The organism is Sphingobacterium griseoflavum, assembly GCF_014653155.1.
GTDB lineage: Bacteria > Bacteroidota > Bacteroidia > Sphingobacteriales > Sphingobacteriaceae > Sphingobacterium > Sphingobacterium griseoflavum.
The window spans coordinates 378748-392424 of the sequence record NZ_BNAF01000002.1 but is presented as its reverse complement, the minus strand read 5'-3'; the positions used below and the strand labels follow the sequence as shown (position 1 = coordinate 392424).

The window sequence follows — 13677 nt, the reverse complement described above, 5'->3', positions numbered from 1 at the left end:
AGAAAGAAAATACGCAATCTTTAATATAAAGCTTAAATGGATAGCAACAAAAAATATTGGAAAGGTTTGGAAGAATTGCAGCAAACACCCGCTTTTGTCAACAACAGCAAAGGTGAATTTGCCGAGCCTATTCCTGTAGAAGATGTATTGAACGAAGCTGGATTGAGCACAAAGACACCACGTCGCGACTTCTTGAAAGCTTTGGGATTTGGTTTGGGCGCGGTAACATTGGCTGCGTGTAACCGTACACCGGTTCATAAAGCGGTGCCTTATGTGATCAAACCAGAAGAAATAACCCCGGGTATACCGAATTTTTATGCTTCATCATTCAACGGACAAAGTGTGTTGATACGGACACGTGAAGGGCGTCCTATTTTGGTAGAAGCAAATCCGAATGCTGTTGGCTTGGTGCAGGGTACCGAATCCGGAACCGTCTCATCGGTCTTGGATCTGTATGACATGACCAACAAATTGCAAAATCCACAGATTGGCGGAAAAGACGTTGACTGGAGCAAGCTGGATACTACCGTTAAACAAGCCTTGGTAAAAGCCAATAATGCTAACAAACAAATCGCGCTTGTTTCCAGAACGATTAACAGTCCTTCGACGTTGCAAGCTATCGCTAAGTTTAAGGAATCGTTTCCCACAACCAATCTCATTCAGTTCGATCCTATTTCTTATAGTGGCATTCGCAAAGCCAACGAACAAAGTTTTGGCCGTGCGGTTGTTCCTGCGTATAACTTTGAGAATGCGTTGGTCGTTTTATCCGTAGGTGCCGACTTTTTAGGTACGTGGTTGGATGGCGAAGAGCATACGCAGGATTATATCAAGAACAGGAATTACAAATCGTTAGAAGGTGGCAAAATGTCTCGGCATATCCAATTCGAAGCGGGTATGAGCATGACTGGTACGAATGCTGATGTGCGGATTGCTGTAAAGCCGTCTGAAGAAGGTGCGGTATTGATTTCCTTATATAACGAAGTTACGGGCTCGTCGTTGCCAGGTGCATTGACCGGTAACCCACGTGCTGCTACTGCCGTTAAATTGGCTGCGCAGGAATTGTTGAAAAACAAAGGACAAGCGGTTGTGGTGGCTGGGGCCAACAATGTGGATATCCAACTTTTGACCAATGCCATCAACGCGGCCATCGGAGCCTACGGTTCGGTAATCGACTTGGATAATTTCTCGAAAAAGTACCAAGGCTCGGAAGAGTCATTTGGGACGTTTTTGGCTGACGCATCAGCAGGTAGAGTAGGCGCGGTCATGTTCCTCAACTCGAACCCTTTATATGATTATGCGAATGCGCAAGTGGTGAAAGATGCCCTCGCAAAGATTGATTTCACCTTATCTTTTGCAGACCGTGCTGATGAAACTGCTTCCGAACTGGACGCTATCGCGCCGACAAGCAATTATCTAGAATCTTGGGGGGACGAATCCTCGCGGGAAGGATACTATACGATTGTACAGCCAACGATCAATCCTGTTTTTAATACCCGTCAGGCAGAGCAAAGCTTGTTGGTTTGGTCAGGAAATATCATCAATATCTTTGATTTTGTGAAAAATGTGTGGGAAACACAGATTTTAGCAGGTGGCACAAAGAAATGGAAGGATGTCTTGCAAACAGGTTTCGAATACAAAGGTAAGTTGGGTGCAAAGGCTTACGCCTTTACAGGCAACGTGCAAGGTGCGGCATCGAACATTCAGGCGTATGCGCAATCACTAGCTGGGGAGGGCTTTGAATTAGCACTTTATGAATCCCCTGCTATCCGTGACGGACGTTTTGCCAACAATGCGTTTTTGCAAGAGTTGCCCGATCCGGTATCTAAAGTGACATGGGATAACTATGTAGCTTTAAATCCGAAAGATATGGAAGCGTTGGGATTGGGTGAAAATAGTGTTGTAGCGGTAGAGGGAAATAACTATTCGGTAGAGCTTCCTGTGCTGGCACAGCCGGGCCAGGCTTTGGGTACAGCTTCTATAGCTGTGGGCTATGGCCGAACCAAAGTAGGTAAAGCTGGTAACAACGTGGGTGCAAATGCTTATCCATTTGCGACCGTGAAAAATGGCGCAATACAAACAACGGCTAAGGTGAAACTGTCGAAAGTATCCCGTACCTACGAACTTGCGCAAACACAGACTCACCATACGATCGAAGGCAGAAATATCATCCGCGAAACTACATTCGCTAAATACTTGAAAAACCCGGCTTCAGAGTCCGGTCGTTTTGCGGATTCTCATAAATCCTACGATTTATGGAATAAGTTCGAATCGCCAGGACACAAATGGGTTATGGCGGTAGACCTAAACGCTTGTACAGGTTGTGGTGCTTGTATTGTGGCCTGTAACATCGAGAATAATATTCCGGTGGTAGGGCGTGATGAGGTTCGTCGCCGTCGCGAGATGCATTGGTTACGTATCGATCGTTATTACACGATAGAAGAAGATGGCGTAGATTATACGAAGGAAGACGACATTGCAAAGTTGAATGATTTCCAAAATGTGAAGGTCGTTCACCAACCGATGATGTGCCAGCACTGTGACCATGCGCCATGCGAAACCGTATGTCCTGTATTGGCAACCGTACACTCTTCGGAAGGATTGAACCATATGGCTTACAACCGTTGTTTCGGTACGCGTTACTGCGCGAATAACTGTCCATATAAAGTGCGTCGTTTTAACTGGTTCAACTATTGGAATGATTCACGTTTTGATAACTATCTGAACAATGAGTTTACACAATTGGTATTGAATCCAGATGTCACCACCCGTTCACGGGGGGTAATGGAGAAATGTTCGATGTGTATCCAACGTATCCAAGCGGGTAAACTTCAAGCTAAGATCGAAAGTCGTCCATTGAAAGATGGCGAAATTAAACTCGCTTGTGCCGCAGTTTGTAGTGCAAATGCGCTGATCTTTGGAGACGCGAACGATCCGAACTCGGAAGTATCCAAAGCTTTACGCAGCGAGCGTATCTACTACGTTTTGGAGGAGATCAATGTTCAACCGAACATTGGCTACATGACGAAAGTTAGAAACACATTTGAAGCGTAATTTTATTTAATCTGAAATAAAGCAATTATGTCATCGCATAACGAATCAATATTAAGAGAACCATTAGTAACCGGCAAGAACATCACTTATGCAAAAGTGACTGATGACATCTTGTTACCGGTTGAAAATAAACCGAATAAAGCATGGTGGATTGGTTTCACTGTTGCTGTCCTAGGTGCCATGTTATGGGTCGTGAGTGTTGGATATACATTTTGGACAGGTATCGGCGCTTGGGGTCTGAATAAGACGGTAGGCTGGGCATGGGATATCACCGACTTTGTTTGGTGGGTAGGTATTGGTCACGCCGGAACGTTAATTTCTGCCGTACTGTTATTATTCCGCCAAAACTGGCGAAATTCCATCAACCGCTCTGCCGAGGCGATGACAATCTTCGCCGTCATCTGTGCGGCGACATATGTGGTTGCGCACATGGGACGCCCTTGGTTAGCTTACTGGATTTTCCCGCTGCCAAACCAATTTGGTTCCCTTTGGGTAAACTTCAACTCGCCACTGGTGTGGGATGCCTTCGCGATCTCGACGTACTTTACCGTATCCTTGGTATTTTGGTACTGTGGTCTTTTACCCGATATCGCTTCGGTACGTGACCGAGCTACGGGTTTGAAACAGAAAATATACGGAGCGTTGTCTTTCGGGTGGAATGGTTCTGTAAAAACATGGCAACGGTTTGAGATCGTATCGTTGATCTTGGCTGGTATCTCCACGCCGCTTGTACTTTCCGTGCACACGATTGTATCCATGGACTTTGCAACATCTGTCATTCCAGGTTGGCACACCACGATCTTTCCTCCGTATTTTGTTGCGGGTGCGATCTTTTCTGGGTTTGCTATGGTGCAGACCCTGCTGTTGATCCTTCGTAAGGTCATGAATTTTGAAGATTACATCACGATGTTCCACATCGAGTCCATGAATAAAATTATTATGACGACAGGCTCGATAGTTGGTATCGCGTACCTAACAGAGCTTTTTGTTGCTTGGTATTCGGGCTCTGAATATGAGATGTATGCTTTTGCTAATCGTGTTGCAGGGCCTTATGCTTGGGCCTACTGGGCCATGATGACCTGTAACGTGATCTCACCGCAATTGTTTTGGTTCAAGAAAATCCGTACCAGTATTCCTATATCATGGATTTTATCAATCGTGGTGAATATTGGAATGTGGTTTGAGCGTTTCGTGATCATCGTGACATCGTTGCACCGTGATTATCTACCATCCTCATGGGCGATGTTTTATCCAACATGGACAGACGTGGGTATCTTCGTAGGATCGATTGGCTTATTCTTTACCTTGTTCCTGTTGTTCTTACGTTTCTTACCAGGTATAGCCATAGCGGAGGTGAAATTATTGTTGAAATCTGCTTCCCTGCAACAAAAAACTAAGTTGGCGCAGGAAGGGGCTTTCCCTGCCGAGCAGGTTGAACATTTCGCCAACTCGCTGGATAAATACGATTCCGTAACACAAGAGGATATTAACGCATTAAAACAAAAATAACAGCAATGAGCAATACAAAATATATATTAGGTAGTTTTGCTGATCCCGATGATATGATGCACGGTATTGATAAATTGCAAACCAACAATATCAGCATATACGATTGTTTCACGCCTATGCCTATCCACGGAATAGAAGCTAAATTGGGTGTAAAGCCATCTCGTTTACCTATTGCAGCGTTTTGTTTCGGTGCATTGGGTACCTGCTTGGGTTTTAGCTTATTGTATTATACAATGGCGCACGATTGGCCAATGAACATAGGCGGAAAGCCGTCGTTACCATTGCCAAACTTTGTCCCGGTTACATTTGAAGTGACGATTTTGCTATGTGCCCTTGGTATGGTGGCTACATTCTTTTTCCGCAACCATTTGTTTCCTGGTCGTGCACCTCGTGTGATGGACTTGAGAGCTTCGGATGATCGTTTTATTATTGCGGTGGATGCTCGTGAAAATACAGATCACGCTTTGGTTGAATCATTATTGAAAGATGCTGGCGCGGTTGAGGTTAAATACAATGACAGAAAATATGTTAGCTATGAATAAGAAGAGTTTTCTTGGATCTGTATGTGCTGCATTAGCTTTGGCTGCAGTAATTTCCAGCTGCGGCGATGGAAAGACACGTAGTACGGGATGGGAATTCTCCAGAAATATGTACGATCCGATTGCATTCAATCCGGATCAGCCAAACGAAAATTTTAAGAACGGGATTACGGCGCAGTTGCCGCCCACGGGTACCAACCCTATTGGTTTTGAACGCTTCGAGTTTGCAAATTCGCTGGAAGAGTATGAACGTGCAGGCCGCGAACTACAAAGTCCGTTAGCCGTAACAAAAGAGAACCTTGCGAAAGGGGATGCTTTGTTTCATACATATTGCGCGGTATGTCATGGCAAGGAAGGTAAAGGAGATGGACCAATCACGAAGGAGAGATCTGTGACGGATTCGCGTGGAACACGTTCTTTAGAGACGTTTCCGCCTCCGCCCTCTTATCAGCAGTCGGATGCAGCATCATCATCCCGCGGAGGTTTGATGAGCGAGCTGAGCGACGGAAAAATCTATCATACGATTTATTATGGTCATAACTCGATGGGGTCTCATGCCTCCCAATTGTCGCCAGAAGAGCGTTGGCAGGTGGTCATGTATGTACACGAATTACAAAAAAAATAATCTAACATCAATATAGTAAATGGGAACTCACAATCATCATCACGATTATAATTTCAGCGAAAGATTTCAATTTGCTGGTATCGCTAAGATAACCAGTATTGTTGGCGTCGCTGTCGGTGTTATAGCCATTGTTATCGGCCTCATGTCAAGTGACCATATTATGGTTGAACGTACGTACGCAAACCTATTATTGATGGGTTATTATTTTACATGTGTATGTGCCGCTGGTGCATTTTTTGTCGCACTTCAGATGGTCACACAATCTGGTTGGTCTGCAGGTTTGCTCCGTATCCCTCAAGCAATGGCAGGTGTGCTACCGATAGCAGCCATTATATTATTGGTCATCGTTGGCTTGGGGTTAACATCACATAATCTTTATCATCACTGGAACGCTGAAGGTCTTACTGATCCTAACAGCCCAGCTTACGATAAGTTGGTCGCTGGAAAATCTGCGTTTTTGAATGTCCCTGGCTTTCTGATCCGTCAGATCCTGTTTATGGGGTCATATAGTATTTTTGCTTTTATATTGACGAAGCTATCCTATAAGGAGGATTTGGAGGGTGGTTTGAACTCGTATAAAAAGAGCTTCAAGCTGTCTGCCATCTTTTTGGTGATCTTTGGATTCACCACACCAATTTGGTCGTTCGACACGATCATGTCTTTAGAAGCACATTGGTTTTCTACGATGTTTGGATGGTACAATTTCGCAGCAATGTGGGTTAGCGGTATCGCAGCAATCGTAGTCATCATTATTTTGGTGAAAAAAGCCGGCTATTTGGCATGGGTTAATGAAAACCACTTGCATGATCTGGGTAAATTGATGTTCGGATTTTCGATATTCTGGACGTATGTTTGGTTTGCGCAATTTATGTTGATTTGGTATTCGAATATGCCAGAAGAGACGGTTTATTTCTACAAGAGATGGGAGCCGGAATATAAACCTTGGTTTTGGTTAAGCATTATCATTAACTTTGTAGCTCCTTTGTTGCTGTTGGTTGACAGGGATGCAAAACGTAAGAATGGAATGATGTTGTTTGTCGCGATCCTACTTTTATGTGGCCACTGGTTGGATTACTACATCATGATTATGCCAGGCACCGTGGAGTCGCACCGTGGATTTGGGTTCATTGAAATTGGAACGGCTATTGGCTTCGTTGGGTTATTTACTTTCTTGGTGATGAGCAAATTAAGCAAGCATCCTTTGGCTCCAAAAAATCATCCATTTATGGAGGAAAGTTTACATCATCAAATATAGGTTCTGGTTCGAGCATAAAACGTTTAAACGTCTTAATAAGAAATGAAATTCAAAATTAATAACAGATTCAAAGCCGTGTTGGGATGCTTACTAGCCGTAGGATTATTGTTCTCTACACCTAGTTTTGCGCTTCAGCAAGATTCAACGGCACAAGATACTACGGTTTCGGCAACGGTTGATACAGCTGCCGCTGCTGACACGGCTGCTGCTAGTACGCCAATGGCAACGGACTCGGTCGAGGCAAGCTCCGCGACAGGTTCAACAGCATCTGCTGCTGCAGCGGCTCCAGCACCGGAGAAGCAGATTGATCCGCAGGTTTATAAAAACATGACCTACTACATCCTGCTGTTTTTATTTATATGTACGGTAGTTGCCGCTCTAGGTAAGGTGTTGTCCATCTATGAACTGACAACAAAGATGAACGGCAAATATAATCCATTTGCGAACAATACCTTTCAATCCGTTTTGTTCATTGTGTTCTTGGTAGCTTTTTTGGCCATGGTATACTACGGTTACGCGGTATGGGGAAGTTGGGCTTGGCGTGATGCCGTTACTGAGCACGGTGCTAAAATCGATACGATGTTCATCATCACGACGGTGATCATTACGGTGGTGTTGGTCCTTGTCCACTTGTTGTTATTGACTTTCCCGTACATCTATCGGATGCGGGCGAAAACCAAAGCATATTACTACCCGCATAACGATACCATCGAAAAAATATGGACCATTGTACCAGCTATCGTATTGACTGTATTGGTGCTGTTCGGTTTTTTCACTTGGCGTTCTATTACGAATGTTCCCGAAGACTTACAGAAATCTGCGTTGCAGGTAGAGGTATTGGGTGAGCAGTTTCAATGGCAGGTACGTTACCCAGGTGCAGACGGCATTATCGGCAAGCGTAACTACAAAATGACGACTCCGACCAATTCGTATGGTATAGATTTCAACGATAAAAACGCGTGGGACGATATACAGGCTTCGGATATCGTACTTCCAGTTAATAAATCCGTGCGTTTTCATATCATCTCTAAAGATATTATCCACTCGTTCTACATTCCAGATTTTCGCGTGCAGATTAACGCTGTACCGGGGATGACAAACTACTTCCAGTTTACACCGACCGTAACTACGGAAGAAATGCGTGAACGCATGAATGATCCAAAATACGATTATGTCATGTTATGTAACAAGATCTGTGGTTCTGGTCACTTCAATATGCAAAAGAAAGTAGTTGTGGTAACAGAAGATGAGTACAGAGCGTGGTTAAGTACGCAAAACAAATACTTTACTGAAGATTTGCAAAAGGAGTTTGCCACAGTAGAATCCAAAGATTCTGAGGGACTTACCACAGCTTCACTAAATTAACGGAAATAAGAAATTATTAAAAGAATATGTCAAGTACAGTTATATCGCACGGCGCAGCTCATCATGATGCACATGATCATCATCATGAAACATTCTTAACTAAATACATATTTAGTCAAGATCATAAGATGATCGCGAAGCAGTTTTTGATTACCGGTATCGTGATGGCGGTTTTCGCTATGGTGCTTTCAATTTTATTCCGTATCCAGCTAGCATGGCCAGAGAAGGATTTCCCGATCTTAGAGGTGTTTCTAGGAAAATGGGCTGAAGGAGGAAGGATGAAACCGGAGTTTTTCTTATCATTGGTTACTATTCATGGTACAATGATGGTTTTCTTTGTATTGACAGCTGGTCTATCCGGTACGTTCAGTAACCTATTGATTCCCTATCAGTTGGGCGCACGAGATATGGCCTCGCCGCTGATGAATATGTTGTCCTACTGGTTTTTCTTTGTAGCCTGTGTGGTCATGGTCGCTTCTTTCTTTGTTGAGAGTGGACCGGCTGCGGCAGGTTGGACGATCTACCCACCATTATCGGCCGTGCCGACGTCTATACCGGGATCCGGGCTGGGCATGACGCTTTGGTTGGTGAGCATGACCTTATTCATCGCCTCGCAGGTATTGGGTGGTGTTAACTATGTGAGTACCGTACTAAACATGCGTACAAAGGGTATGGATCTTTGGAAGATGCCGTTGACAATTTGGGCATTTTTCTTGACGGCAATTGTGGGACTATTATCGTTCCCTGTTCTTGTCTCGGCAGTTGTTCTGCTGTTTTTCGATCGTTCGGTCGGTACGTCGTTCTATCTTTCGGACTTAGTGGTTCAAGGACAAATTCTGCCGAATGAAGGTGGCTCGCCAATTTTATTCCAACACTTGTTCTGGTTCTTGGGGCACCCTGAGGTCTACATTGTCGTTATGCCAGCGTTAGGCCTTACGTCAGAGGTTATTTCCACCAACTCGCGTAAACCAATCTTTGGTTACCATGCGATGGTTTATTCATTGGTCGGTATTACTGTACTTTCGTTTATCGTTTGGGGACACCACATGTTCGTAACGGGTATGAACCCATTCTTGGGCGGTGTGTTTATGATTACGACGTTGATCATTGCGGTTCCTTCGGCGGTAAAAGCATTCAATTATATTGCTACATTATGGCGAGGAAATATACGTTTTACGCCAGCGATGATGTTCGCAATCGGTATGGTTTCTTTCTTTGTGTCTGGTGGTTTAACCGGCCTTTACCTCGGTAATGCTGCCTTGGACATCAACCTACACGATACGTATTTTGTCGTTGCCCACTTCCACTTGGTCATGGGTTCTGCATCAATCTTTGGTATGCTTTGTGGGGTTTACCACTGGTATCCTAAGATGTTCGGTCGTATGATGGACACCAAATTGGGTTACTTCCATTTTTGGTTGACGTTTATTGGCGCATACTTGGTATTCTTCCCGATGCACTTTATGGGGATTGATGGCGTGCCTCGTCGTTACTACGCATTTACCGCATTCCCTTTTATGGAGAAATGGGTATCCGTTAATATGTTGATCACATGGGCCGCTATTATCGCAGGTCTAGCGCAGGTGGCATTCTTGTGGAACTTTTTTAGCTCAATTTGGAGAGGCAAGAAAGCTACACAAAACCCTTGGAACGCCAATACATTAGAGTGGACGACACCAGTAGAACATATTCACGGAAACTGGCCGGGAGAAATCCCTACCGTGCACCGTTGGCCTTATGATTACAGCAAGCCGGGCCACGATACGGATTTTATTCCGCAAGACGTTCCGTTTTCTGAAACGATGAGCTCGAACCTTCCGCATGATTTTGAAGGTAACGAGGAAGCTGTTCGCATTCAGAATGAATGGAACAGAGCTAATAATAGAGAAATCATAGAAGGGTAGGTTTTACCTACCTCTTCTTTGGCATAGATAAAGTAGAAGAAAGAGGGTTTCATGTATCCGCGTGCAGAAAGACGATTTATCAGGACAAATAAGATAACGATTATCGTCTTGTTTTTGGTGATCGCGGCGGGAGGGATTGTCAGAAGTACGGGTTCTGGAATGGGATGTCCGGATTGGCCCAAATGTTTTAATCGCATTGTTCCGCCGACGGATGTTACCCAGCTCCCGCAGGGATATGAACAGCAATATATCGATGGACGTGCTAAGAAAAATCAACGATTTGCGAAGATTGTCGAATTTTTTGGATATGCGGAGATGGCAGATAAAATCCGTCACGATGAGTCGATATTGAAGCATGAGTCGTTCAACGCCGCGAAGACCTGGACCGAATACGTGAATCGATTGGTAGGGGTAGCTGCTGGCTTTTGCCTGCTGTTCACAGCTGTTTTTTCTTTTACCTACCTGAAAACAAAGCCATCTATTGTAGGATGGAGCGTTCTGAATGTTTTTGTCGTCGTCGTGCAGGCTTGGCTAGGTTCCATCGTGGTATCCACCAATTTAATGCCTTGGATTATTACCGTTCATATGTTATTAGCCCTGCTGATCGTGGCTATTAGTATATATACGTTTTATCAGGCGACAACCTTTAGAAACAAAGCGATCTTGAGTGGCCAATCTGTTGGTTTTATTAAAGGCATCGCTGTATTAACCTTGGTGTTAACGGTGGTGCAGGTGGTTTTTGGAACGGAAGTTCGTGAGACCATCGATCACCTAAACGATCAAGGGGTGGATCGCAAAAGTTGGGTCGCCGAATTGGGAAAACCTTACTTCGTTCACCGCGTGTTGGCTTACACGTCGCTGGGACTAACAGTTTTTTTGTTTTTCTTAGTTAAGAATAAGTTTAGTTCATTGACATTGCAAAGTAAGTATGCTTGGATAGTGCTCATTTTGGTAGCTATACAGATGGCATCCGGGATTACATTGGCAAGGTTCGCCGTTCCGGCATTCGCACAAACGACACATTTAGTGGTGGCGAGTTTGTTTTTTGGAGCGCAGTATTATTTGATGCTATTAATGACAAAATTAAAACGATAGTTTGTGCAAAGTTGCAGACATTTGGTGCACCGAATCAAACGGTTTACATCTATTAGCATAACGTATTCATGAAGGAGTTCATTTCTGATTTCAATAAATTAATTAAACTTCGGCTAACGTTGACCGTTGTTTTTTCGGCATCTATCTCTTTTCTAATAGGCGCGAAACAACAGGGCGATATCATATGGCTGAACTGGTTGATTCTGACCATCGGAGGCTTTTTGGTAACAGGATCCGCTAATGGCTTTAATGAAATTATCGAGCGCGATTTGGATAAATTGATGAAGAGAACAGCAGATAGGCCATTGCCTGCTGGGAGGATGACTACAGGACAAGCATTGGTATTAAGCGTTTTTATGGGCATATTTGGTACATTGTTGCTTGTTCGCTTAAACTTTTTGGCGGGTCTCTTGTCTGTATTTTCTATTATCCTTTATGCGTTTGTGTATACGCCACTGAAGCAGAAATCGCCTATTGCAGTCTTCGTTGGAGCTTTCCCTGGTGCATTACCGCCTTTGATTGGCTACTATGCCGCGTTTCAAGCCGCTGGTTTCGGCTTTGCGTATGCTGCAGTAAGTGAGGCCGCAATTGTGATCACGCCGTGGATTTTATTCCTGATTCAGTTTTTCTGGCAATTTCCCCATTTTTGGGCTATTGCTTGGGTTGCCGATGAAGATTATAAAAATGCGGGATTCAGACTTTTGCCAACCAAGCAAAAAGATGCAACGACAGCTTGGATGATCTTTATCTCGGCTGTTCTGATGATTCCGGTTGGTTTTTTGCCTCTTTACTACGGTTTCGGTGGATGGATATTCACGACCGTTGCGTTGCTGGGCGCGCTGCTGTTTGCCTACTATGGTTATCAACATGCCCTGCAAAAAACGGATAAAACCGCAAAGAAGGTAATGTTCACGTCGTTTTTTTATTTGCCATTGACCCAATTAGTCTTATTGTTTGATTTTATTCCTTTTCAGTAATGGATACTACAGAATATAATACGGAAGAACTGCTTCAATCTCGAAAAGCCAAAAAGTTCAATCTTTGGCTCGGTATGATTGGTATGTTCATGATGTTTGCAGCCTTGTCTAGTGGATTTATCGTGTATACAGCGAGCGGGGTAGATAAAGGGATCAAAACAATATTGCCGGTTGCATTCACCTACAGTACGGTTGTGCTACTTGTGAGTAGTTTGACCTTGCACTTTGCCTACCAAGCGGTGAAAGCCGAGAAGTTCGCCAAGCAGCGTCTGTTTTTATTGCTGACCATGGTATTGGGATTGGTGTTCTTCGCCATCCAACTACACGCCTGGCATGTTTTTGCTGGACGAGGTATTTACTTTGTTAATAATAATGCTTCGCAATCTTTTATTTATGTTTTTACTGGATTGCACTTGGCACATATTATCGCGGGCTTGATCGTATTGGTTCGTTGTTATTTGGGAGCGCTAAAGCCGATCCCTTTTCCCGACAACCAATTCCGCATGAATTTAGCCATTATATTTTGGCATTTTCTCGATCTTTTATGGATTTATATTTATGTTTTCTTACTTTTGAATCAATAATAGTAAAAAATGAGTACAACAACTGTATCGCAATTAGATAAGGTAAAAGACGGCCCTTGGAGCGGTGGTAAGTCGCCTTGGAACTTAGAGTATGGAAAAATCATGATGTGGTTTTTCTTGGTATCGGATGCTTTTACATTTTCGGCCTTTCTACTCTACTACGGCGCGCAAAAGTTCGCACAACCGACATGGATTGACGCGGATAAGATTTTTCAATCGGTACCGGGAATAGTTGAACATGGTCAACCGTTAGTGTTTGTTGGTATCATGACATTTATCCTGATCATGTCATCGGTGACGATGGTGTTGGCGGTAGATGCCGGACATAGAAACCAAAAGCATGAAGTCGTTAAATGGATGCTTTGGACGATATTAGGTGGTCTTTGTTTCGTCGGCTGTCAGGCAATTGAATGGACACACTTGCACCACGAAGGTTTTTGGTTCGGTAGAAACCCAGCAACAGGTCTAGAAGGAGAAGCCGTAGCGCAGGCCTTGGCCCCTTATTTTTCGAAAGAAATTTCCTATACAGCGGCTTTACAGTTCTCTAACCTCTTTTTTACCATCACCGGTTTTCACGGATTTCACGTATCGATAGGTATTCTGTTGAACATCATTATCCTCTCTATGACATTGAACAATACGTTTGAAAAGCGCGGTACGTATTTGATGGTAGAGAAAGTCGGTCTATATTGGCACTTTGTAGATTTGGTTTGGGTATTTGTCTTCACCTTCTTCTACTTAATCTAATTGGTTTCCTTATAATAATTTATTCT

General features: G+C 43.8%; 11 protein-coding genes. All 11 read left to right on the top strand.

Annotation, left to right across the window (positions count from 1 at the left end; all coding sequences use genetic code 11):
* Positions 1 to 36: 36 nt before the first annotated feature.
* The 11 genes from IE165_RS03785 (at position 37) to IE165_RS03735 (ending at position 13651) form a co-directional block, all read left to right on the top strand.
* Positions 37 to 3051, top strand: coding sequence for a TAT-variant-translocated molybdopterin oxidoreductase (locus tag IE165_RS03785; RefSeq protein ID WP_189625268.1), 3015 nt, complete (start codon positions 37 to 39; stop codon positions 3049 to 3051).
* Between the two features lie 27 nt (positions 3052 to 3078).
* Positions 3079 to 4560: an NrfD/PsrC family molybdoenzyme membrane anchor subunit gene (nrfD, locus tag IE165_RS03780; RefSeq protein ID WP_189625267.1), complete on the top strand. Its 1482-nt coding sequence runs from the start codon at positions 3079 to 3081 to the stop codon at positions 4558 to 4560.
* A 5-nt stretch (positions 4561 to 4565) separates the two neighbouring features.
* Positions 4566 to 5102 (top strand): DUF3341 domain-containing protein, encoded by a 537-nt coding sequence (locus IE165_RS03775; RefSeq protein WP_189625266.1) that lies wholly within the window; start codon positions 4566 to 4568, stop codon positions 5100 to 5102.
* Positions 5095 to 5724, top strand: coding sequence for a c-type cytochrome (locus tag IE165_RS03770; RefSeq protein WP_308434289.1), 630 nt, complete (start codon positions 5095 to 5097; stop codon positions 5722 to 5724). The genes IE165_RS03775 and IE165_RS03770 overlap by 8 nt, the downstream gene beginning before the upstream one ends.
* A 19-nt stretch (positions 5725 to 5743) precedes the next feature.
* A complete protein-coding gene (locus tag IE165_RS03765) occupies positions 5744 to 6979 on the top strand; it encodes a quinol:cytochrome C oxidoreductase (protein ID WP_189625264.1) in 1236 nt (411 codons plus the stop codon).
* Between the two features lie 42 nt (positions 6980 to 7021).
* A complete protein-coding gene (locus IE165_RS03760; RefSeq protein WP_229826322.1) occupies positions 7022 to 8344 on the top strand; it encodes a cytochrome c oxidase subunit II in 1323 nt (440 codons plus the stop codon).
* A 26-nt stretch (positions 8345 to 8370) separates the two neighbouring features.
* Complete coding sequence (locus tag IE165_RS03755; protein WP_189625263.1) at positions 8371 to 10248, top strand: cytochrome c oxidase subunit I; 1878 nt, start codon at positions 8371 to 8373, stop codon at positions 10246 to 10248.
* Positions 10249 to 10299: 51 nt separating this feature from the next.
* On the top strand, positions 10300 to 11343 hold the full coding sequence (locus IE165_RS03750; RefSeq protein WP_189625262.1) for a COX15/CtaA family protein: 1044 nt from the start codon (positions 10300 to 10302) through the stop codon (positions 11341 to 11343).
* Between the two features lie 68 nt (positions 11344 to 11411).
* A complete protein-coding gene (gene cyoE, locus IE165_RS03745) occupies positions 11412 to 12320 on the top strand; it encodes a heme o synthase (protein WP_189625261.1) in 909 nt (302 codons plus the stop codon).
* The gene (locus tag IE165_RS03740; protein ID WP_189625260.1) at positions 12320 to 12904 is read left to right on the top strand and encodes a cytochrome c oxidase subunit 3; all 585 of its coding nucleotides are present in this window, start codon (positions 12320 to 12322) and stop codon (positions 12902 to 12904) included. The genes cyoE and IE165_RS03740 overlap by 1 nt, the downstream gene beginning before the upstream one ends.
* A gap of 9 nt (positions 12905 to 12913) precedes the next feature.
* The gene (locus IE165_RS03735) at positions 12914 to 13651 is read left to right on the top strand and encodes a cytochrome c oxidase subunit 3 (protein WP_189625259.1); all 738 of its coding nucleotides are present in this window, start codon (positions 12914 to 12916) and stop codon (positions 13649 to 13651) included.
* Positions 13652 to 13677 lie beyond the last annotated feature (26 nt).

Excerpts from the sequence above, each read along its gene's own strand:
- IE165_RS03785 (WP_189625268.1), top strand. The coding sequence starts at position 37 with ATGGATAGCAACAAAAAATATTGGAAAGGTTTGGAAGAATTGCAGCAA.
- nrfD (WP_189625267.1), top strand. The coding sequence starts at position 3,079 with ATGTCATCGCATAACGAATCAATATTAAGAGAACCATTAGTAACCGGC.
- IE165_RS03775 (WP_189625266.1), top strand. The coding sequence starts at position 4,566 with ATGAGCAATACAAAATATATATTAGGTAGTTTTGCTGATCCCGATGAT.
- IE165_RS03770 (WP_308434289.1), top strand. The coding sequence starts at position 5,095 with ATGAATAAGAAGAGTTTTCTTGGATCTGTATGTGCTGCATTAGCTTTG.
- IE165_RS03765 (WP_189625264.1), top strand. The coding sequence starts at position 5,744 with ATGGGAACTCACAATCATCATCACGATTATAATTTCAGCGAAAGATTT.
- IE165_RS03760 (WP_229826322.1), top strand. The coding sequence starts at position 7,022 with ATGAAATTCAAAATTAATAACAGATTCAAAGCCGTGTTGGGATGCTTA.
- IE165_RS03755 (WP_189625263.1), top strand. The coding sequence starts at position 8,371 with ATGTCAAGTACAGTTATATCGCACGGCGCAGCTCATCATGATGCACAT.
- IE165_RS03750 (WP_189625262.1), top strand. The coding sequence starts at position 10,300 with ATGTATCCGCGTGCAGAAAGACGATTTATCAGGACAAATAAGATAACG.
- cyoE (WP_189625261.1), top strand. The coding sequence starts at position 11,412 with ATGAAGGAGTTCATTTCTGATTTCAATAAATTAATTAAACTTCGGCTA.
- IE165_RS03740 (WP_189625260.1), top strand. The coding sequence starts at position 12,320 with ATGGATACTACAGAATATAATACGGAAGAACTGCTTCAATCTCGAAAA.
- IE165_RS03735 (WP_189625259.1), top strand. The coding sequence starts at position 12,914 with ATGAGTACAACAACTGTATCGCAATTAGATAAGGTAAAAGACGGCCCT.